The 19,294-nt window shown below is 55.9% G+C and carries 16 protein-coding genes; 4 read left to right on the top strand and 12 right to left on the bottom strand.

Features of this window, described 5'->3' with window-relative positions; all coding sequences use genetic code 11:
* Positions 1–13 precede the first annotated feature (13 nt).
* Complete coding sequence (locus Mag101_RS06960) at positions 14–2,284, top strand: ATP-dependent helicase (protein WP_077402672.1); 2,271 nt, start codon at positions 14–16, stop codon at positions 2,282–2,284.
* Between the two features lie 34 nt (positions 2,285–2,318).
* Here the strand turns inward: Mag101_RS06960 and Mag101_RS06955 are convergent, their stop codons facing one another.
* The 7 genes from Mag101_RS06955 to Mag101_RS06925 form a co-directional block, all read right to left on the bottom strand.
* Entirely contained in the window at positions 2,319–2,948 is a 630-nt protein-coding gene (locus tag Mag101_RS06955) for a DUF4919 domain-containing protein (RefSeq protein WP_198040121.1), read from the bottom strand.
* Positions 2,949–3,009: 61 nt separating this feature from the next.
* Positions 3,010–4,272, bottom strand: a complete 1,263-nt coding sequence (locus tag Mag101_RS06950) for a patatin-like phospholipase family protein (protein WP_418287759.1) — start codon at positions 4,270–4,272, stop codon at positions 3,010–3,012.
* A gap of 188 nt (positions 4,273–4,460) precedes the next feature.
* The gene (locus Mag101_RS06945; protein WP_232325170.1) at positions 4,461–5,510 is read right to left on the bottom strand and encodes a YhdH/YhfP family quinone oxidoreductase; all 1,050 of its coding nucleotides are present in this window, start codon (positions 5,508–5,510) and stop codon (positions 4,461–4,463) included.
* A gap of 25 nt (positions 5,511–5,535) precedes the next feature.
* The gene (sohB, locus tag Mag101_RS06940; RefSeq protein ID WP_077402663.1) at positions 5,536–6,744 is read right to left on the bottom strand and encodes a protease SohB; all 1,209 of its coding nucleotides are present in this window, start codon (positions 6,742–6,744) and stop codon (positions 5,536–5,538) included.
* 44 nt (positions 6,745–6,788) lie between these two features.
* Positions 6,789–7,439 (bottom strand): cation/multidrug efflux pump, encoded by a 651-nt coding sequence (locus tag Mag101_RS06935; RefSeq protein ID WP_077402660.1) that lies wholly within the window; start codon positions 7,437–7,439, stop codon positions 6,789–6,791.
* A 48-nt stretch (positions 7,440–7,487) separates the two neighbouring features.
* The gene (gene nudC / locus Mag101_RS06930) at positions 7,488–8,300 is read right to left on the bottom strand and encodes an NAD(+) diphosphatase (protein WP_077402657.1); all 813 of its coding nucleotides are present in this window, start codon (positions 8,298–8,300) and stop codon (positions 7,488–7,490) included.
* 53 nt (positions 8,301–8,353) lie between these two features.
* Positions 8,354–10,051 (bottom strand): hypothetical protein, encoded by a 1,698-nt coding sequence (locus Mag101_RS06925; RefSeq protein WP_077402654.1) that lies wholly within the window; start codon positions 10,049–10,051, stop codon positions 8,354–8,356.
* Positions 10,052–10,327: 276 nt separating this feature from the next.
* Between Mag101_RS06925 and nhaB the strand changes: the two genes are divergently transcribed.
* Positions 10,328–11,860: a sodium/proton antiporter NhaB gene (gene nhaB, locus Mag101_RS06920; RefSeq protein ID WP_077402651.1), complete on the top strand. Its 1,533-nt coding sequence runs from the start codon at positions 10,328–10,330 to the stop codon at positions 11,858–11,860.
* A gap of 110 nt (positions 11,861–11,970) precedes the next feature.
* Here the strand turns inward: nhaB and dnaQ are convergent, their stop codons facing one another.
* From dnaQ to Mag101_RS06905, 3 genes are all read right to left on the bottom strand, one after another.
* Positions 11,971–12,693 (bottom strand): DNA polymerase III subunit epsilon, encoded by a 723-nt coding sequence (gene dnaQ, locus Mag101_RS06915; RefSeq protein ID WP_077402648.1) that lies wholly within the window; start codon positions 12,691–12,693, stop codon positions 11,971–11,973.
* A gap of 3 nt (positions 12,694–12,696) precedes the next feature.
* Positions 12,697–13,137, bottom strand: a complete 441-nt coding sequence (gene rnhA, locus Mag101_RS06910) for a ribonuclease HI (RefSeq protein ID WP_077402645.1) — start codon at positions 13,135–13,137, stop codon at positions 12,697–12,699.
* 78 nt (positions 13,138–13,215) lie between these two features.
* Positions 13,216–14,043, bottom strand: a complete 828-nt coding sequence (locus Mag101_RS06905; RefSeq protein WP_232325169.1) for a class I SAM-dependent methyltransferase — start codon at positions 14,041–14,043, stop codon at positions 13,216–13,218.
* A 160-nt stretch (positions 14,044–14,203) separates the two neighbouring features.
* Between Mag101_RS06905 and gloB the strand changes: the two genes are divergently transcribed.
* Positions 14,204–14,962, top strand: a complete 759-nt coding sequence (gene gloB / locus Mag101_RS06900) for a hydroxyacylglutathione hydrolase (RefSeq protein ID WP_077402638.1) — start codon at positions 14,204–14,206, stop codon at positions 14,960–14,962.
* 197 nt (positions 14,963–15,159) lie between these two features.
* Positions 15,160–16,743: a LysM peptidoglycan-binding domain-containing protein gene (locus tag Mag101_RS06895; RefSeq protein WP_077402635.1), complete on the top strand. Its 1,584-nt coding sequence runs from the start codon at positions 15,160–15,162 to the stop codon at positions 16,741–16,743.
* A gap of 116 nt (positions 16,744–16,859) precedes the next feature.
* Here the strand turns inward: Mag101_RS06895 and Mag101_RS06890 are convergent, their stop codons facing one another.
* Both Mag101_RS06890 and Mag101_RS06885 read right to left on the bottom strand, forming a co-directional pair.
* Positions 16,860–18,755, bottom strand: coding sequence for a SurA N-terminal domain-containing protein (locus Mag101_RS06890; RefSeq protein ID WP_198040120.1), 1,896 nt, complete (start codon positions 18,753–18,755; stop codon positions 16,860–16,862).
* Positions 18,756–18,945: 190 nt separating this feature from the next.
* Positions 18,946–19,218: an HU family DNA-binding protein gene (locus tag Mag101_RS06885; protein ID WP_010132873.1), complete on the bottom strand. Its 273-nt coding sequence runs from the start codon at positions 19,216–19,218 to the stop codon at positions 18,946–18,948.
* Between the last annotated feature and the right edge of the window lie 76 nt (positions 19,219–19,294).

Below are 19,294 nucleotides of genomic sequence, written 5' to 3'. Positions count from 1 at the left end.
GTACAGAATTCTTATGTCAGGCAAAGAGTCCAATCTCACGGAAGAGCAGCAGGCTATTGCCAACCATCCCGGCGGCCACGCCAAGATTATCGCCGTGGCCGGCTCCGGAAAAACCACCGCCCTGCTCCACTACATCAAAAACCGACTCGGTGCGGGAATAGACCCCCGGCGCATCCTGGTGGTGATGTACAACCGCAGTGCGCGCGAAGATTTCAGTGTGCGCGTGCAGGCACTGTGCGGCCAGAAGAGTCCTGCGGTAAACACCTTTCACAGCCTGGGCTATCGCCTCTACCAGCGCATGATGGCCGCAGGCCAGCTGCCGCAGACAAACCTTTCTCCCCTGCCACAATCTCTGGTGCAATTGCAGGTCTGGAAATCCATCGAAGCCTGCGCGCCACCGGCAGATCTGGAAGATATTCGCGCGCGCAAACAGTCGGAGACGGAAGCCGCAGAATTTTTTATCGACTTCACCAAAACCACCCTCGACGGAGACCTCAGCGCCTTTGAGCGGCTCAAGCTCGGCGATGACTACCGCTATTTCCTCAAGGTATTCCGCCACTTTGAAGACTGGCGACGGGAACAAAAAGCGGTTACCTATGCAGACCTGCTGTACGACCCCGCCCTGCAGCTAAAGCTGAACCCCGAAATGGCCGAAGCGTACGGCAGCCACTATGAAGACCTGCTGGTTGATGAGTACCAGGACATCAACGAAGTACAGCATTTCCTGTTGCGAGTACTGTATGGAAAGTCTGGCAATGTGATTGCCATTGGCGACCCGGATCAGACCATTTACGAATGGCGTGGCTCGCGCCCGGAATTTTTGTTGCGCCTGTTTGATGGGGATTTTCCCCCGTCCAATGTGTACCGCCTGAGCCGCACCTTCCGCTATGGGCACACACTGTCGCTGGCGGCCAATCACTTCATCCAGAACAACCGGGAAAGAGCGGACATTCTCTGTGTATCAGGCATCCCAGATGCGGAAACCGCAATCCAACAAGTCACTGCAGCCAACGAAGGCAAGTGGCTGGTGGAGCATCTCCGCCGCTGCCGCCAGAATGGTAGCGACCTCGGAGAAACCGCCATCCTGGTACGCCTCTGGTCTCTCGCGGCACCACTGGAGCTGGCACTGCTGGCCAACAACATTCCCTACCGTTCGGGCAATCGCAATACGGTGCTCTCCCGCCGCGAGCTGCGCCCTCTGTTCTGGAGTTTGAATATTGCTTCCGGACGCTTTCGCGAGCTGCCTCGCGCCCGACGCGCCAAAGGCCTGTACGAATGGCTCACCGCACCCCATGTGCGCATAGCGCGCGCAGTACTGGAGCCTCTGTGCGAACAGCTATCCCGGCAGGAAAAAGACTGGGGAAGCACCCTGCTTACGCTGATACCGGAATCGCTCAGCCAACCGCAGAGCAAGCGTCTGCGACAGCGGGCCGAGCTGCTGAAGCAAGTAGAGCATTGGCGCGGTATGGCCGGCGAACTGGTGCGCCGGCAGTTGGGTGAGCTGGACTTCCTAAACGGCATTGCGGAAGACGCTTTCAACCGCCAGCAGGCGGAGGAAAAACAACAGACGATAATCGCCTTTGTCCAGTATTTGGACCAACTGAAGCTACCACCACAAGAGGCCCTGGCTCACCTGCAGCAGCTACAGGAACAGCACCAGAAGGAAAGCAGCGAAGAGAACGGCAACGGAGAAGAGACTCAGAAAACGGGGGTTATTCAGATCACCACCATGCATCAGGCTAAAGGATTGGAGTGGGATCAGGTGATCATTCCATCCCTCACCACCCACAATATGCCCTATCAACCACAGCGAGACTTCACGACTCCGGCATCGGTCGAAAGCGAGCGTCGTCTGATGTATGTAGCCATGACCCGCGCGCGTAAAAACCTATTCTTACTGGTGCCGCCAACAGAGAGCGGCAGCAAAAGACCTACTGGCAGCCCGGCGGACAACGAGCAAAAACCGTCGGTATTTTTGGACGAAATGCATTTGCCACTATGTGATATTTTGGGAAGAGCCCTGCATGAACGGCCGGAAAGTATACGCTCGCAGGTACCGGTTACCCGACTGGGCTTACGCTACCTGGAAACTTGCAAGTACAACCCGGAAATTAATGCACCGCGGGCAACCGTCAAAAAACCTGCGGTGGGTGAAGGGATAAAGCACCAGAAGCTGGGCTACGGCAGAATCACAAAATGGGAGGACTCCCGCGTGGAAATCCTATTCAGTGACCGCCAGACCCGGCGCTTTGATTGGGACAAACTGTCACAGCATTTGTGCTAATCACGCACCGGCAGAAAAGAGAAAATATTAACGCTTAGTTGTCCATACTTGAGCGTACAAACTGCTGACTCACATTGAAAAACAACGGGTACTCTTCACCGGACTCCAGGTCACGCACCTGCATCTTGTCGTAGATACCCTGCTTACCGTAAACAATAGACTGATCCAGCACCTGCAATCCCTTGAGACGAATGTAGCCGCGCAACTCGGATGTACTGATCGTCTGGAACGCACTCGCCTGGCTTTTGCCATCGCCACTATTTTCGATGGAGGTCATCAACCCTTCTACCATGTAGCGGTGCAAATCTTCTCGGTCCAACTCGCCGGCCTGACCACTGCACAAAACACCAATCATATGTGCCTCGAGGCTCATGTAGTTGTAAGCCAGTACCTTATCGACATTGCGCAGGCAATCGGTAAAGTCCGCCTGTTCTACTGAGCTGTATGCTTCCGGCAATCCATCCAGCTTCATACCACCGTATGGGTTGTACTCCGATGATTTCACGTACGCCATGCGCAGGCGATCAAAATCCAGGGTAAAACTGAGCTGCCGCGCCTCGTCCAGCAACATGCGGTATTCACTCTGGGTCTGCTCGCGTAACGGAGGAGCGCCGGTGCTTTGCTCCACTTGCTGGCCACTACAGGCTGCCAACAATAGAGACACACCAAGGGCGAACCCCAAGCGAACCCACGACACACTTTTTACACACATAACCGAACACACTTCAGGTCGAAGAATTATCATCCGAGGCTTCCGTAGCGGGCTTAACCCGCAATCCAAACAAACGTTTTTCTTGTGTTTCTACCAGCTGATTACGCGGGCGCAGGAACTCCCTCAGGGTATCCTGCTCCCACATGGCATCCTGGTACCCTAACTCGATCAACTCACCGAGATATGGCTTTTCAAATAGCAGATAACTGGCCGCCGAGGCGCCGCCCCCAGAAGTGGTGGCACCGGTAGAACGGAACAGCCAGCGCAGTGCCGGTGGCAGATAGCGTACCTTGCGCCCGGCAATCCGATCCAGGCTCTGACTGGGTTCAATTACGGCTGACTCTACCGCCCGCAATGGGGCGAGGTCCGACAGGGATTCGTCTTCTACCGATTTGAGTAGAAGGTTCACCCGATCCAGATGTTCCAGATCCCCTTCCAGGCTATCAATGAACGCAGCGTTAAACAGGTGCCCACCAATTTGCGCAATTGAGGGCGAGTGCTTGGGAGCCTTGCGGCGCTTTCCCCAGTGCACTGGCGAGCGATTATCCGATACCCCCACAACAAATACACGACTGGCACCAAGGTGTAACGCAGGGCTGATCGGCGCCAACTGCCGCACCGCGCCATCACCAAAATATTCGTCACCAATTTTTACCGATGGGAACAGCGTGGGAATCGCCGCCGAAGCCATCAAATGTTCGATTTTAAGTTGGGTGCGCTCGCCACAGCGGCGAAACCTGCGCCACTCTTTCAGCTCTTCGCGCCCCTGAAAAAAGCTCACCGATTGCCCTTCGCTATAGGACATGGCATTCACACTGACCGCGCGCAGGCGCCCTGCGTCGATATTGCGCTGGATATTCCCAAACGGTACCACTTCGCTCACCAGATCATGCAGCGGCCCATTGTCCAAAAGCGCCAGCGGCTTATTGCGCGCCACGCCGTAATTAAACAGGGAGCCGGTAATCGTCAGCATATTACCGAGCAGGCTAGTCCAGTTGCTGCGATAAATCTGATCTACGGTAAGCCCCATCCACAAATCGTACAGACGCGCCACGGCCTCTTTAAACGTACCGGGATGGGTGGCCAGCACCAGTGCATTCACAGCGCCTGCGGAGGTGCCACAGATGATTTTAAATGGGTGCGGCTCGGAGTCTGGCGCCAACTCTGCCAACGCCTTCAAAACCCCCACCTGATAAGCCGCGCGCGCACCACCACCGGAAAGGACCAGCGCGCCGGAATCCTGTGTGACTGGAGGAACGGGGTTATTCACCGACAAAGCTTGCTACCAGATCGAGAGAGGTTAGGAGCCTGATTTTTCGGCTGATCTTTTTTTGACCTAGCCGTCCTAAATAAACATTATTGTGACGATTCAACATACCAGCTGAGGATAGCAGGCCCGGGGCCACGGAGTAGCCGCAGAAAAAGGATTATGCGCGCGCATTCACAAATTTGACCAGTAATCGCCTAGCGGGTCATATCTACCACATAGCGGCCAATACCGTGCCCACGATGTAGCCTGGCCAGAAACTCGGGAGCCTGCTCCAGGGAAATATCTTCGGCAATTTGCTCCAGCTGCTCGCCGATATACCAGGGCCCGGCGAGCTTCTGCCAAACCTCGGTTTTCTTGGACAGTGGCAACTCTACGCTATCCACTCCCAGCAGGCTGATACCGCGCAAGATAAACGGGAAGACATTGGCCTGAAACTGGGCGCCGGAAGCCATACCACAGGCTGCCACACCGCCACTGTACTTGAGACACTTGATCACATTGAACAGGGTTTCCCCGCCCACTGTATCGACGGCCCAGGCCCACAGGGGTTTGGCGATCGCCTTATTGGCAAATGGCGCCAGCGTCTCTCGGTCGAGTACCTTCCAGGCCCCGAGGGAGGTCAAAAATTCCGCTGACTCGAGTTTGCCGGTAACTGCCGCCACCCGAAAACCGAGCTTGGCGAGCAGCGCCACGGCGATCGAGCCCACACCACCGGTGGCACCGGTAACCAGTACCTCGCCATCATCAGGTTTGGCACCGGCCTCGAGCAGCTTCTCCACGCATAGCGCGGCGGTGAGTCCAGCGGTACCAAGGATCATTGACTCGCGCAAAGACAAGCCTTCCGGCAGTGGTGCAACCCAGTCGGCCGGCACTGCGATACGCTCGGCGAAACCACCTGCGGTATTCATGCCCAGATCGTATCCCGTCACCAGAACTCGCGCGCCAGGTTGGAAGCGCCCACTGGTGTCCTGAACAACCGTGCCGGCCGCATCAATGCCCGGCGTGTGCGGGTACTCGCGGGTAATCGCCCGGTTACCGAACGCCGATAGTGCATCCTTGTAATTCAAAGACGAGTGGGAAACGGCGATGCGTACCGGGTGCGCGGGAAGGTCACTGAGCGGGCGCCGAACAATTGTCTGATCGTATTTACCCGCCGCCACTTCCTCTACCAGCATGGCACGGTAAGACTGTTCGGAATTTTTTTGCTCTTCAGCCGCCATTCCCATCACTTCCCTATGGATCATGAAAAATGCCTATTTTCGCGCAAAGTTACTGAGCGTGGTGCCGCCATGCAGCCAAGCGCGAAAACAGGCGTGTCGCCGCGCTCTCAACACCCAATTGCGCGGCGATTCCCATTTTCTTGGCAATATTCTGCCGCTCCTTGTATTCCACCTGATACAGGTCAGCATTGGCCGCTCGTGAGGTGAGATATTCATCGGAGGTTTTCAGTTCATCCACCAGCGCCAGGTCCAGAGCTTTCTGACCAAACCAGACTTCGCCCGTAGCAACTTTATTAATATCCAGCTGCGGGCGATATTCGTGAACGAAGTGCTGGAACAAGGTATGGATTTCTTCCAGGTCGCTCTGGAATTTTTCTTTCCCTTCTGGGGTATTTTCCCCGAACATAGTCACGGTGCGCTTGTACTCACCTGCGGTAAACAATTCAAAATCCACATCGTTTCGCTGCAACAAACGATGGAAGTTTGGCAATTGCGCCACAACGCCGATCGACCCAAGCATAGCGAATGGTGCAGCAAGAATACGGTCAGCCACACAGGCCATCATATAGCCGCCGCTGGCCGCCACCTTGTCGACCACAATGGTAAGCTTCACGCTGGCGCTGCGTACACGCGCCAATTGACTGGCGGCCAGACCATAATTCGCCACCATACCGCCGGGGCTTTCCAGGCAAACGACAACCTCATCTTCTTTGCTCGCAACCTGCAAAATTGCCGTAATCTCTTCGCGCAAATTAGACAGTGCACTGGCTTTGATATCGCCGTCGAAGTGCACCACAAACAAGCGCTTGCGCTCCACAGGTTCATCCGCTTCACCGGCAGACACCACCTCCCCTTCTACAGGATCCGCACCGGTTTCGGCGTCAGCCTCTGCCTGCTCTGGCAGCGGCGCTTCGCGAGAGGCTTCGGTATCAGGGTGTTTATCGTGCTCTTTACGGGCCTTGGCATCCGCCTTTAACTCTGCCTTGCGTTTTTTCGCCAGCGCCTTTGCTTCGGCCTTTTTGTCTTTTTCGTGCTGTTTCCTGCGCTCAGCGTAATCCGCTTCAGACATTACCGCTTCCAGCAATGTCTCTTTCATATCCTCGTAACGATCGTTGAGGCGTGTCACTGCAACATGGCCAGGCTGACGATCCTTCATATGTGCGCGATTGGCCACGATAAAACCAATCACCACCAAAAGTGCGACCACGATGGTCACCACCTTGGCCAAAAACAATCCGTATTCACTGAGAAATTCCACTCAACCCCCAATTACTGTGGTCAAAAAAATACTTACAAAATTAACTATTGCCACTCATTCAACGCTGACTGCGCCTGCTGGTTCAGCGGACGCGCCAATAAACCGGAGTGGCTGATACGCACTTCATATACCGCGCCATCTTGCATAGGTAGGAAGGTGGCACTGCCATATACCGCGTCTACCACCGGAACACGAGTATCCATTTCACGCAGAAACTTCCACAGGTCTACGCCGTGGTTGCTCGAATCAAGCGCATGTACGGAGCGCTCCTTATTACGTTCATCTTGCAGAGTCAAATAGCGGCCACTCAAACGATCCAAACGATAAGCAGGCTCAATACCCGAGCGCGCCAGCACGCCCTTCCATTTCAGCATACGCGCATCCAGCTGCCACTGATCACCGTACAGCTCAAACTCCTGCGATATTCCATCTTCATCAGAAAACTTGACCAGGAAATGCTGCTTCCCAAGGCGCTCGAACGAGACGGTGCCCACGCTGTGCTCATCCCCGAGATTACGGTAGCTATAGACATCCAGCGCGAGCAGCACAATCAGTAGTGCTCCGCCCAGCAACAGCAACCCCACGGACCCACGCAGGAAGCCCAACAGCCAGTTGCCACGCAACAATACCTTGCCGCCCCAAAAAACAAGCAGCAGGGCAAAAAACGCAATAGTAAAAGTAATAGCGATATACATTATGTTTGTTCTCTAATCTGGGTGATAACCCGCGATCCAAGCCGCAAGCTAACGCATCTCCACAAACGTCCTTATCAGTTGACCCGACAACGTTTCCACCGGCGGAATGGCCTGCGGAATTTCCGACCGATGAAACCAGCGGGCTTCGGCGATCTCATCCTGGTCAGGGCGCAGCTCGCCGCCGGTGACCTCAGCGAGGTAGCCGATCATCAGCTGCCCGGGAAACGGCCAGGGCTGGCTGCCCACATAGCGCAATTGTCCGGGCTCCAGGCCAACTGCCAACCCCACCTCTTCTTCAGCCTCCCGAACCACCGCCTGCTCAGCGCTCTCGCCGGGCTCGATAAAGCCGGCTAATGCGGTATACAGCGCGTGGCGATGACGGGCGTGGCGGGCCAACAGGCACTCGTCACCACGTATCAGCAGCATAATGACACAAGGTGAAATTCGGGGATATACAGAGAAGTTACAGTGCTCGCAGACCCGTGCGCGGTCTTTGGCGTGGTAGCTGGTCTGCAGCCCACAGCGACCACAGAAGCGATGATCCAGATCCCAGCTTGCTACCTGCATGGCGCGCCCCAGTAATAGAAACTGGGATTCTTCGACGGCCCCCAGCAGCGCGCGCAAACCGCGCCACTCGCAACCGGGCAATGCCAGGCGCAACGGCAGGTGGTGCACCGCACAGGGTTTGCCCGCCCAATCACCCAGATAATGGGTCGCCAGCTCACCGGCAGACAGGCTAATGGGCAATATGGAGTGCAAAGGCCCCCGCTCACCGCAGAGGACTTCACCATTGGAAACCACTATGTGCCAGTGGAACTCGGGGTGCGGTAATACAGTCGCCGCAGGATTGAAGTCAGGCATCAGACAGACTCTGAACTCAGGTCATTTAGGCAAGACTGCACCAGAGACTCGTCTCAGGCAACCTCAACCGGATAACCCAGAGCCTCCAGGCTCTCTACCGCCAAATCCAGAGACTGCATATCCACCTGACGGTGCATTTTCACTTCGTTCAGGTAGTACTCCAGGCTAATAATCGCGTCGGCAAACGTTTCCAGCGACTGCTCAACCGCCGGAGCGGTATTGGCCTGATCGATCACCGCGTCGACAAAGTGCGCCAATCGCTCAACCACCGCCGCCGCACGGCTCAAGCTCAAGACCACCAAGCCTCCACGCACACTGTTCAGCGTGGTGGATACGTTGCGAATGTGGCCATGGTCATAGTCGGATTCCGCATAGGACCCCAGCGCACGCTTAATCAATGCGAGCCCTGCCTCGGCTTCCTTCAGCACCGCCAGCTCAGCGTCTTCCAGCTGACTGCGTTCGAGCTCAACGTCTGCCTGACCGCTCTCATCCAGCTCGATAGTGGAGCGCTGGCGCATAGAACGAATGGTGCTGTCCACGGCCAGGATCTGATTGGTCAACTGTTGCAATGCGTTGTCCGCCGCTCGCCCACCAACCTGGGCACAATTCTGATAGGCACTGAGTGAGCCGCCCAAATTTTCACCAATTCGGCGGAAGTTCAGCATGATCAGGGTGTTAGAAATACGCCGCAGGGTATCTACAAGACCACCTTCATCGTCGCCTGCAATCACACCGACCATTTCGGCATCATCCAGCAGGCGGCGCACACCGGAAAGCTCCTCCTCCAGCGCGTTGGCAACAGCGGCAATGGCCGTAGCGCCCGGCCCTCCCAGACTCGCCCGATCGCGCTCCAGTTCAGGCTCGCGATAGTCCAACGGGCGCACGCTGAATACCTGAAGCAGCTTTTCGCCCTGCCCCGACGGCCCAGCCAGGGCCAGCCAGTAGAGACACTCTTTGATCAGTACCGGTGGTGCAGGTTGATCCAGCACGGTGTCACCGTCGCGGCAGATGTTGCGCAGTCGACGGTCGAGCATGCTGAAAACCATAACCCGTTGACGGTTCACCAGCATCTCGCGGCTTGCCATGGCGGCAAACGCTGCACCCGCAACCGACCACAACTTGCCGTTGGGGCGGCCAGCGCAAACGCTGGCAATACGCTGAAGTGCGCGGGCCATCATGGTGTAGGCCGGACCGCGGGGCTTGCCCTTGAGCAGCGCCAGCAATCCAACCTGATACATATGGCGGAAGCGTCGCACAAAGGTTTTCAGGTCCTCGGACATCACTGCCGAAGAAACCGCACCCGGGACGGTGGCGTCCAGGCGGCAACGCAGGAAATGACTTTCGGGCACCGGTGCCTGAGCACGAGCCAGTCGAAGACTGTTGATATAGGGAACCAACAGCTCCGGGCGGGGTGCTGCACGGCTCTGCACGAAGTCGAGGTAGCGGGTTAGCACGTAAAACGCGGTCCCCAAGCTCTCCAACAGGTCCTGCGGAGATTGCTGGCGGTCCTGAAGCAGATCCCCCATCGCACTCAGCATTTCCTGGGCAAGCAGCTCCGCCGCGCTCAGCTGGACCATTTGCAATACACCGGTCACCTGGCGAAGCCCCTGGATACACTTTTCCAGCGCTACCTTATCCGCCAGATCTACCGCGAACTGGTCCAGATGGCCAGTAGCCCCCTCAATACTCGCAACCAGCTCGTCTTTGACCAGACTGATGGAAGTCAGATTGATTTCACGCAATCCACTCATTGCCTACACCACTGCAATTTTCATTATTTTTACCCCAGCTTCCCCAGGCCGTAGCCCAACCCCCGGAAACTGGCTCACTTGTACACAACCGTAGAAGTTTCCAGATTAAATCAATTCATTTCCACCGATCAATCGACAAAATAGCGGACGCATAGTCTAAACCGGGTCACAGCAGGTAAAACCAATTGATTTTTGGGGTCGAAATCGGTACTTTCCCCCGCCGAAATCCCGGCGACCGCGGGAAAGGGCACTCAGAGGACCAGGGAAGTAACAAAAATGAACTCTCTAAACGATACTCTGCCCACGGCGGGTGGCGGCATGGCCCGTGCATTTACCGCCAACTTCCTCGGGGAAGCGCCGGACTGGTACAAGCTGACCATCGCCCTGTTCCTGATCCTGAACCCAATCCTTCTCTACGCCACCTCCCCATTTGTGGCCGGCTGGGTTCTGATTGGTGAATTTATCTTCACTCTGGCCATGGCCCTCAAATGCTACCCGCTTCAGCCCGGCGGCCTGCTCGCCATTGAAGCGGTACTGCTCGGCCTCACCAGCAGCGACGCGGTCTACCACGAAGTAAAAGAAAACCTGCAGGTTATTCTCCTGCTGATGTTTATGGTGGCCGGCATCTACTTTATGAAGAGCCTGCTGCTTTACGTGTTTACCAAGCTCCTCGTCGGCATTCGTTCCAAGACAACTTTATCACTGCTGTTTTGCGGTGTTTCCGCAGTGTTGTCCGCATTCCTGGATGCCCTGACAGTCACCGCCGTACTGATCGCTGTTGCGGTGGGCTTCTACGCGGTTTACCACAAGACAGCTTCCAATCGCCCAGCTCATTCGGATCACGACCACTCCCACGACGACCACGTGGTTGAATACCACCGTTCCGATCTGGACCAGTTCCGCGCCTTTTTGCGCAGCCTCATTATGCACGGAGCCGTTGGCACTGCGCTGGGTGGTGTATGCACCCTGGTAGGCGAACCGCAAAACCTGCTGATCGCAGAAAAAGCCGGCTGGGACTTCGTACAGTTTTTCCAGCAGATGGCCCCGGTAACCATTCCCGCGTTCGCCGCTGGCCTGACAACCTGCTTCCTGCTGGAGAAAGCCAAAGTCTTCGGTTACGGCGCCAAACTGCCTGACGCAGTGCGCGAAGTACTTTCCAATTTCGCCACCGAACAGGAACAGAAGCGCACCCAGCGCGACGTGGTCGAACTCTGGGTTCAGGGCATCGTTGCGGTAATTCTGGTGCTTTCCCTAGCCTTTCATGTGGCCGAAGTAGGCATTATTGGGCTGATGATCATCGTGCTGCTCACCGCTTTTAACGGTGTTATCCAGGAACCGCGGATCGGCCACGCGTTTGAAGAAGCCCTCCCCTTCACCGCGTTACTGGTGGTGTTCTTCGCCATTGTTGCGGTGATTCACCAACAACACCTGTTCGCGCCGATCACCCACTTTGTGCTGAGCCTGGAACCGGAGCAACAGCCGGGCACCCTATTCCTGGCCAACGGTGTGCTCTCTATGATCAGTGACAACGTGTTCGTGGCGACCGTCTACATTAATGAGGTGAAGGACGCGTTGCTCGCCGGCGATATTACCCGCGAACATTTCGACAAGCTGGCGATTGCGATTAACACCGGCACTAACCTGCCGAGTGTTGCCACACCCAATGGCCAGGCGGCCTTCCTGTTCCTGCTGACTTCCGCACTGGCACCACTGATTCGCCTGTCCTACGGCCGCATGGTGGTGATGGCCCTGCCCTACACTCTCGTGCTGACTGTGGTCGCACTGATCTGCGTAGTATTTGCGATCTGAGTATTCGCCGAGCCATATGAAACAAAACCACATGAAATAAAAAAGGGGCCCTTGGCCCCTTTTTTATTTCATGCTGATACGTGCATACGATTCAAACACAACGCACTCAACTACCAGAAATGCTTTCCGCCGGATTTTTCCAGCATCGCCAGAAACGCAGCGTGCGCATCTAGCTCCTGTTCATTTGCACGCACCACATTGAGGGACGCCCGCTCACCGCTGAGACGACGAATAGCACCCGCCTCCAAAGCACTTGCCTCCTGCTTCTGATCCGTATCACCGGACGCATCGTTACTGGCCAACAGGTCCGTTTGGCCGCCAGTCATAATCAGATAGACGTCGGCAAGGATCTCCGCATCCAGCAAAGCGCCGTGAAGGTCGCGCTGGGAATTATCCACGAAGTAACGCTTACACAGGGCGTCCAGATTGTTCTTCTGACCCGGATGCTTTTCTCGCGCCAGGGCCAGGGTATCCAGCACTCCGCAATGTGCGGCAACGTTTTGCCAGCGAGGACTCCTCAAGCGCTTTAGCTCTGCATCGATAAACCCAACGTCAAATGGTGCGTTATGAATGACCAACTCGGCACCATCACAGAAGGTCATAAACTCGTCGACCACCTGCGAGAAGATGGGCTTATCAACGAGGAACTCGTTGGTGATGCCGTGCACCTCAATTGCGCCATCGTCGACTTCGCGCTCGGGATTGATGTACTGGTGGTAGTGACGGCCGGTCAATTTGCGGTTGATCAGCTCTACGCAACCAATCTCAATAATGCGATGCCCTGACTTGGGATCAAGACCGGTGGTTTCGGTATCCAGAACAATTTGCCGCATGCTTTAACAGGCCCCCAATTCGTCAATTCCGCGGTTCGCCAGCGCATCTGCCCGCTCATTGCCCGGGTCACCGGCGTGCCCCTTCACCCAGTGCCAGTGCACGTCGTGTTCGCCAATCGCGCTATCCAGCTCCTGCCACAAGTCGGCATTTTTCACTGGTTTTTTGTTTGCGGTTTTCCAACCATTCTTTTTCCAGTTGTGAATCCAACCGGTAATGCCCTGACGCACATATTGTGAGTCCGTATGCAGGTCGACGCGACAGTGCTGATTCAGCGCCTGTAATGCCTGAATTGCGGCCATCAGCTCCATGCGATTATTGGTGGTCATAGACTCACCCCCGCACAACTCTTTTTCGGCGTCACCGCTCATCAGCAATACGCCCCAACCGCCCGGACCGGGATTACCCCGGCAAGCGCCATCGGTATAAATGGTGACTTGTTTCAATGCGTTCTCATTATGAAATTATTGGAGCTGCACTCCGTTTTGGTACAGCTTCACTCTGGTACAACCTGTTTGGGCTCGTCACTTATTGTGGCGGCCTTGCTTGTGGTGGCGCCCCCGGGCAGCCACCCGTGGACTGCTCGGCACTGCGCTCAGGGCAGGTTTCTTTTCGCCTCGCCAGTTGAGCTTAATGGTGCGCATCCGCGCCACTTCTTTGCGCGCGACTATGATGTAAAAGCCGCCCCACGGCAAGTGCCAGCGCGTACCCACCCGCTCCATCCAGGAAGTCTTGGAGAGCAGGTCCCCATGATTGAGCGGCATACGGAAAAATCCGCGCTCCACCTGTCCGGACTGCAGGTCCAACAGGTTCATCCAATCCTCGATCCGCGCCGCGCGCAACTGGTTACCCAGCTGGTAGGGACTGGAACCGCCAAACAACCGCGCGAGCCCCAGCAGGGAGAAAGGATTGAATCCAATAAGTACCATATGCCCGCCGGGAATCAATACCCGCGCAGCTTCTCTCAGCACCTGATGGGGCTGAGGAGAGAAGTCCAGCAGATGGTGCAGCACAGCCACATCAATTGACTCAGACGGCAGCGGCAACTGCTCAAATTCCACCAGCGCCGCCCCCTGTCCTTCCGCACAGGGGCTCAATTTGAACCGGTGATTGATGCGACTGCACGCGGCGAAATCGACTTGTCGCGCCACGCTCGCCTGCATCAGGTGATAGCCGAACATTCCCTCCACTACTGGCTGCACCAGCGCCAGCTGCTGGGTGAGAATTTCCCGGCCAAGACCACTGTCGAACCAGTCACTTAACGCCGGACAGGAATCTGCCAGCGGAGAAATAGGCGCTTTCCCGCGATAGAACAGGGAATGTTTTTCCGGATTTTCCGGCATCCTAGTCATCTCCAGCTCCTATATTGTGACAATCAGCACAGAGGCCCACATACGGCGGGCATGGATATTCGGTCAGAAGTCAGAATACCCTATCTCACCAAGTGCACAAATGACCATGCAGGCTGTGCTAATGTTGCGCCAATCATCCTTAGGTTAGCGGGGACAGCTAATGATCACAATCCGCCCCATCCCAGCATTTAACGATAACTATATCTGGCACTTACAACAGAGTGACGAACACTGGGTAGTCGATCCCGGCGATGCGACTCCTGTCATGGCAGCACTCGCAGGCAAGCCGTTAAACGGCATACTGCTGACCCACCACCATTTCGACCACACCGGAGGCGTCGCAGCGCTCACTGCGGCTTTTAACTGCCCCGTTTACGGTCCCGCCACTATTGAAGGAGTCACCCACCCGCTGCGTGACGGCGACCACTTTAACCTGCTGGGCGCGCCCTGTGAGGTGCTCGCGGTGCCAGGCCACACCCTGGACCATATCGCACTGGTTTTGACGGACGGTGAAACGATACACCTGTTCTGTGGTGACACCCTGTTTGCCGGCGGCTGCGGCCGACTGTTCGAGGGCACGCCGAGCCAGATGTATCAGTCACTGTCACGCCTGGCAGCGCTGCCGGGCGACACTCGTGTCTACTGCGCCCACGAGTACACACTGGCGAACCTCGAATTTGCCCTCGCCGTCGACGCCAATAATTCACGCCTGCGCGATCGCCAACAGAATGCGGAAGCCATCCGCGCACGCGGAGAGCCAACCCTCCCCTCGAACATTGAGCTGGAGCGCGCCACTAACCCGTTCCTGCGCACCGACGATCCAGATATACGCCTACAGGCGCAGGCAAAAGGTCTGCCGAAGAATGCGAACCCTGTCGAAATTTTCGCCAATTTGCGCCAACAGAAGGACGTTTTTTGACCAAATCGCATTGACCAGGACTCACCCTCCTCTTTAGAATCAGACAATTACACAACAAAGCTCATGCGCATTATTCAACGACGCCTCTTCTAGGGCCTGCCGGCATCAAAAATAACGACGCCTTGGCAGCATCCGCCCAAGATTCCTGGCCAGTTCGGTGCAGAGCAAAGAGATAATTACAGACCTCGGATACCAGAATGGTTTATAAAAAGTTTGCTGTTGCGCTGTTGGCAACAGCGGTAGGGGCCTGCACCCAGATTGACTCTGCACCCACCCCGGCGAAAACCGCCCAGATTGAACCGGCTGACGGCGTGGATTCCATGCCGAGTATGGACAGCGCCATCAGCGAGAATATTCTCAATGCCGCTGAACCCGCACTGGCCAATAACGACATTTGGCACCGCCTCCGCCAGGGTTTTACCTTGGATCGCGAAACAAACCGCCCAAAGGTCCAGGACTACGTAAAATATTTTTCCTCTAACCAGGGCTATATGGCCCGGGTTACCGAGCGCTCCCGCCGCTATATCTTCCACGTGGCCGAGCAACTGGAGCAGGAAAACATCCCGCTCGAATTTGCCCTACTCCCCATCGTCGAGAGCGCCTACGATCCTTTCGCCTATTCCCACGCACAAGCCTCCGGGATGTGGCAGTTCATTCCCGCGACCGGACGCTCTTTTGGCTTGCACCAGAACTGGTGGTATGACGGCCGCCGCGATGTGGTGGAGTCCACCCGCGCGGCCTCCGAGTACTTCAACTACCTGGCCGCCAAGTTCGATAACGATTGGCTTTTAGTACTCGCGGCCTACAACGCCGGCGAAGGTACTGTACGCCGCGCGCGCGAGCGCAATGCGCGCGCCGGTAAGGGCACCAGTTTCTGGGATCTGAAGCTCCCTCGCGAAACCCGCCGCTACGTGCCACAACTTCTGGCGCTAGCGGAAGTGGTCTCCCGCCCAAACCACTACAAGGTGCCGCTGCACGATGTGGGTAACGAACCCTATTACGCTGCAGTAAACGTGGGCAGCCAGATTGACCTCGCCCAGGCGGCAGATCTCGCTGGTGTGGAGATTGAAGAGTTGTACCTGCTGAACCCCGGCTATAACCGCTGGGCGACAGATCCCGAAGGCAATCACCGACTGCTGGTTCCCCATGAAAAGAGTACACGGTTCGTTGAAGCCCTGGACAAGCTACCTGCCGATCAGCGCGTAAGCTGGCAGCACTACCGGGTAGCCAACGGCGACTCGCTGTCGGTCATTGCGCGCCGCTACGAAACCACGATCGCCGCGATTCAGCAGGCCAACAAACTGCGCGGCAGCAGAATCCGTGCAGGCCAGACCCTGCTGATTCCGAGCGCTTCCGGCCCCAACGCCCAGTACGCTTATTCCATCGATCAGCGCGTGAAGCGCCGCCAGTCTTCCGGCAAGGGACGCAAAACCAGCTACACCGTGCGCCCAGGTGACACTCTTTGGGGTATCGCCCGCAGCCTGAACGTCAAAGTACGCTCACTGGCGAGCTGGAACAACATGGCTCCAGGTGACACCTTGCGTCCCGGGCGCAAGCTGGTCGCGTACAACGCAAAAGGTACAAGCAACAGCTCGAGCAACAGCCGCACCACCCGCAAAGTGTCTTACCGAGTCCGCAGTGGCGACTCGCTATATCGAATCGCGCAAAAGTTTCGTATCGATATCAGCGATATCGTGCGCTGGAACAAAATCAGCCAGAACAGCTATCTGCAACCGGGTCAACGCCTGACACTGTTTGTCGATAGCGCAAATAACGGCTAAACCAGCCAGACTGCTCGACGGCGACCCCTGCATCGCCGTTTTGCTTTTAGCTTATTGCAGGCATAAAAAAACCGGCGAAAATCGCCGGTTTTTTTATTTGCGGAAACAATCAGCCGTTACTGCTGAGTCTCACTAAACACTTCAACGTCAGCCTTGCTTAGCAGATATTTCTGCACCGCTGCCAGCTCCGCGCCACCCAGCATAGAAGACAACTGTTGCATCAGCGCATCACGCTGCTCTTTGCTTTGACGGGTAAGATCGCCAGAGCGCACATCGCGCAGCTGCACAACAACAACGTCACCACTTGGCATGGTGAACTGATCCAGAGTGCGGGCACCCGGACGTGGCTCAGCCATAGTAAACACCTTGTTCACCACTTCACCACGGGCACCAAAGCCACCGCGGCGAGTCTTATCGCTGGTTTCAAGGGTCAAACCTTCAGACTCTGCAACCGCTGCCAGGCCACCACTCTCGCCAGCCTGTGACGCGACCTGCTCGGCCTTGCTCGCCAGCTGCTCGCTCGCCTTGTCGCGCTTGAGACGCTGTACAACATCCGCCTTCACTTCTTCAAGCGGCTTCACGCCTTCAGCCTTGTGCTCAACAACACGCAATACAACCGCGTGGTTTTCGTTGAGATTCAACACGTCCGAGGTATTGCCGTCTTCAAGAACTTCAGGGGAAAACGCTGCAGTAATTACCTGGCGCTCGCCAACGATACCTGGACCGCCCAGGCGGGAAAACAAAGGAGAAGACTGTACGGTTACACCCAGCTCTTCTGCTGGCGCCGCCAGCGTCTCGGCGTTGTACGCCAAGTCACCCAAACGACTTAACGCATCAACAAACTCCCGCTCCGCTTCCGCGTTACGAATACGCGTTTCAATCGCAGTCTTGCGCTCTTCAAAGGTCGGCGGCTCTGCATCGGCAACTTCAATCAGCTTGATGAAATGGGTACCAGCATCGGTTTTTACCGCGCCGGAAACTTCACCAACCTGCAATTTAGCCAGAGCTTCTTCGAACGCTTGCGGGAAAACATCACCGGAAGTGAAACCGACATCACCACCGTCTTCACTAGACAGGATGTCATCGGAGTACTCTTTCGCCAGCGCTGCGAATTCCGCACCACCATCCAGCTTTGACTGAACTTCCGCTACCTTCGCCTGTGCAGCCTCGTCATCGCCTTCAACCAGAATATGTGCCGCATGGCGACGAATGTTCGCCTGGAAGTTCTTCACTTCCTGATCGTATTGCGCACGCACGTCCTGATCTGAAATATCGATATTCGCCGCGAACAACTCAGGGGTCAGCTCGATATACTCAACAGAAACCTGTTCAGGACGCTGGAATGCAGACTGATTTTCGTCGTAGTAGGTCTGCACCTCACCATCCGCAACCACAATACCTTCGAGCAGAGGCGCCGCAGACAGGGTCACGTAATCAAAGTCACGCTCTTCCATCGACACGGCAACGATATTCTCGGCATCGGTACGGGTGCTGAATGCAGTTTGCGACACACTGTCGATAAACTGCTGCATCACCATTTCCTGTTCCAGCAACTGGCGGAAAACGGTCGGGCTATATCCCATTCGGCGCAGGCCATCGCGATACATTTGCTGGTCAAACTGGCCGTTTACCTGGAAACCAGGCATCTGCACGATTTCTTTATCTACCGCGGCGACACTCATCGCCATACCGCGATCGAGCGCAGCCTGTCGCATAACCGCACTATTGACGAGCTGCTGCAGCACCGGGCCACGCAGTTGCTCATCGGTCAGCAAGTCAGTTGGCACATTGTCGCCATACTGGTTTTCAATCATCGCACGGCGATTCTGGATCGCACGCTGCAGGTCAAGCTGAGAAATCTTTTCGCCGTTTACCTCTGCCACTTTACTAGCAGAGCCACCGCTGGCACCGGTGAAAAAATCGATTCCACCAATCACCATGATAAATCCGAAAAACGCCGCAACAATAATGGCAGCGGTTCCCTTCAGGTTGTCACGCATGGACTGAAGCATATCCAGCTCCGAAATTAACTCTTGTCTGTACACCACCGGATCAATAGTTATTCTTATTTCAGCACAAACAAAGTTTTAGGTGCTGATCAGGGAAACATCCCGTTGATCCTGATTACGATTTCAATCTTTCAGAAACAAAAAAGGCGCATCCATGTGATACGCCTCTTTGAAGCATTTTTTACAAAGCTTCTTAGTTCACCGCGTCTTTCAAAGCTTTACCAGCTTTGAAGTTCGGGATCTTAGCGGCGGCGATTTCAATCGGGTCGCCGGTGCGCGGGTTGCGGCCAGTGCGCGCAGCGCGCTCTTTAACAGCGAAGGTACCAAAGCCAACCAGAGCAACCTGATCGCCTTTTTTCAGAGCGTCGGTAATGCTGTCTACCATGGCGTCCAGAGCGCGGCCAGCAGCTGCCTTAGGAATGTCAGCAGACGCGGCAATGGCTTCAATCAGTTCGGACTTATTCACGCTATATCCCTCTATTCTTTTCTAGGTCTAAATGGTCTATGTAACTAGATTCTGAATCTGGAAGTAGTTCCCAGAA

Origin of the sequence: Microbulbifer agarilyticus (genome assembly GCF_001999945.1) — a bacterium.
Taxonomy (GTDB): Bacteria; Pseudomonadota; Gammaproteobacteria; order Pseudomonadales; family Cellvibrionaceae; genus Microbulbifer; species Microbulbifer agarilyticus_A.
Note: the sequence above shows the minus strand (reverse complement) of the source record. Positions and strands in the feature narration are given on the sequence as shown.

Excerpts from the sequence above, each read along its gene's own strand:
- gloB (WP_077402638.1), top strand. The coding sequence starts at position 14,204 with ATGATCACAATCCGCCCCATCCCAGCATTTAACGATAACTATATCTGG.
- nhaB (WP_077402651.1), top strand. The coding sequence starts at position 10,328 with ATGAACTCTCTAAACGATACTCTGCCCACGGCGGGTGGCGGCATGGCC.
- Mag101_RS06925 (WP_077402654.1), bottom strand. The coding sequence starts at position 10,051 with ATGAGTGGATTGCGTGAAATCAATCTGACTTCCATCAGTCTGGTCAAA.
- Mag101_RS06935 (WP_077402660.1), bottom strand. The coding sequence starts at position 7,439 with ATGTATATCGCTATTACTTTTACTATTGCGTTTTTTGCCCTGCTGCTT.
- Mag101_RS06895 (WP_077402635.1), top strand. The coding sequence starts at position 15,160 with ATGGTTTATAAAAAGTTTGCTGTTGCGCTGTTGGCAACAGCGGTAGGG.
- nudC (WP_077402657.1), bottom strand. The coding sequence starts at position 8,300 with ATGCCTGACTTCAATCCTGCGGCGACTGTATTACCGCACCCCGAGTTC.
- Mag101_RS06905 (WP_232325169.1), bottom strand. The coding sequence starts at position 14,043 with ATGACTAGGATGCCGGAAAATCCGGAAAAACATTCCCTGTTCTATCGC.
- dnaQ (WP_077402648.1), bottom strand. The coding sequence starts at position 12,693 with ATGCGGCAAATTGTTCTGGATACCGAAACCACCGGTCTTGATCCCAAG.
- Mag101_RS06890 (WP_198040120.1), bottom strand. The coding sequence starts at position 18,755 with ATGCTTCAGTCCATGCGTGACAACCTGAAGGGAACCGCTGCCATTATT.
- Mag101_RS06960 (WP_077402672.1), top strand. The coding sequence starts at position 14 with ATGTCAGGCAAAGAGTCCAATCTCACGGAAGAGCAGCAGGCTATTGCC.
- Mag101_RS06945 (WP_232325170.1), bottom strand. The coding sequence starts at position 5,510 with ATGATCCATAGGGAAGTGATGGGAATGGCGGCTGAAGAGCAAAAAAAT.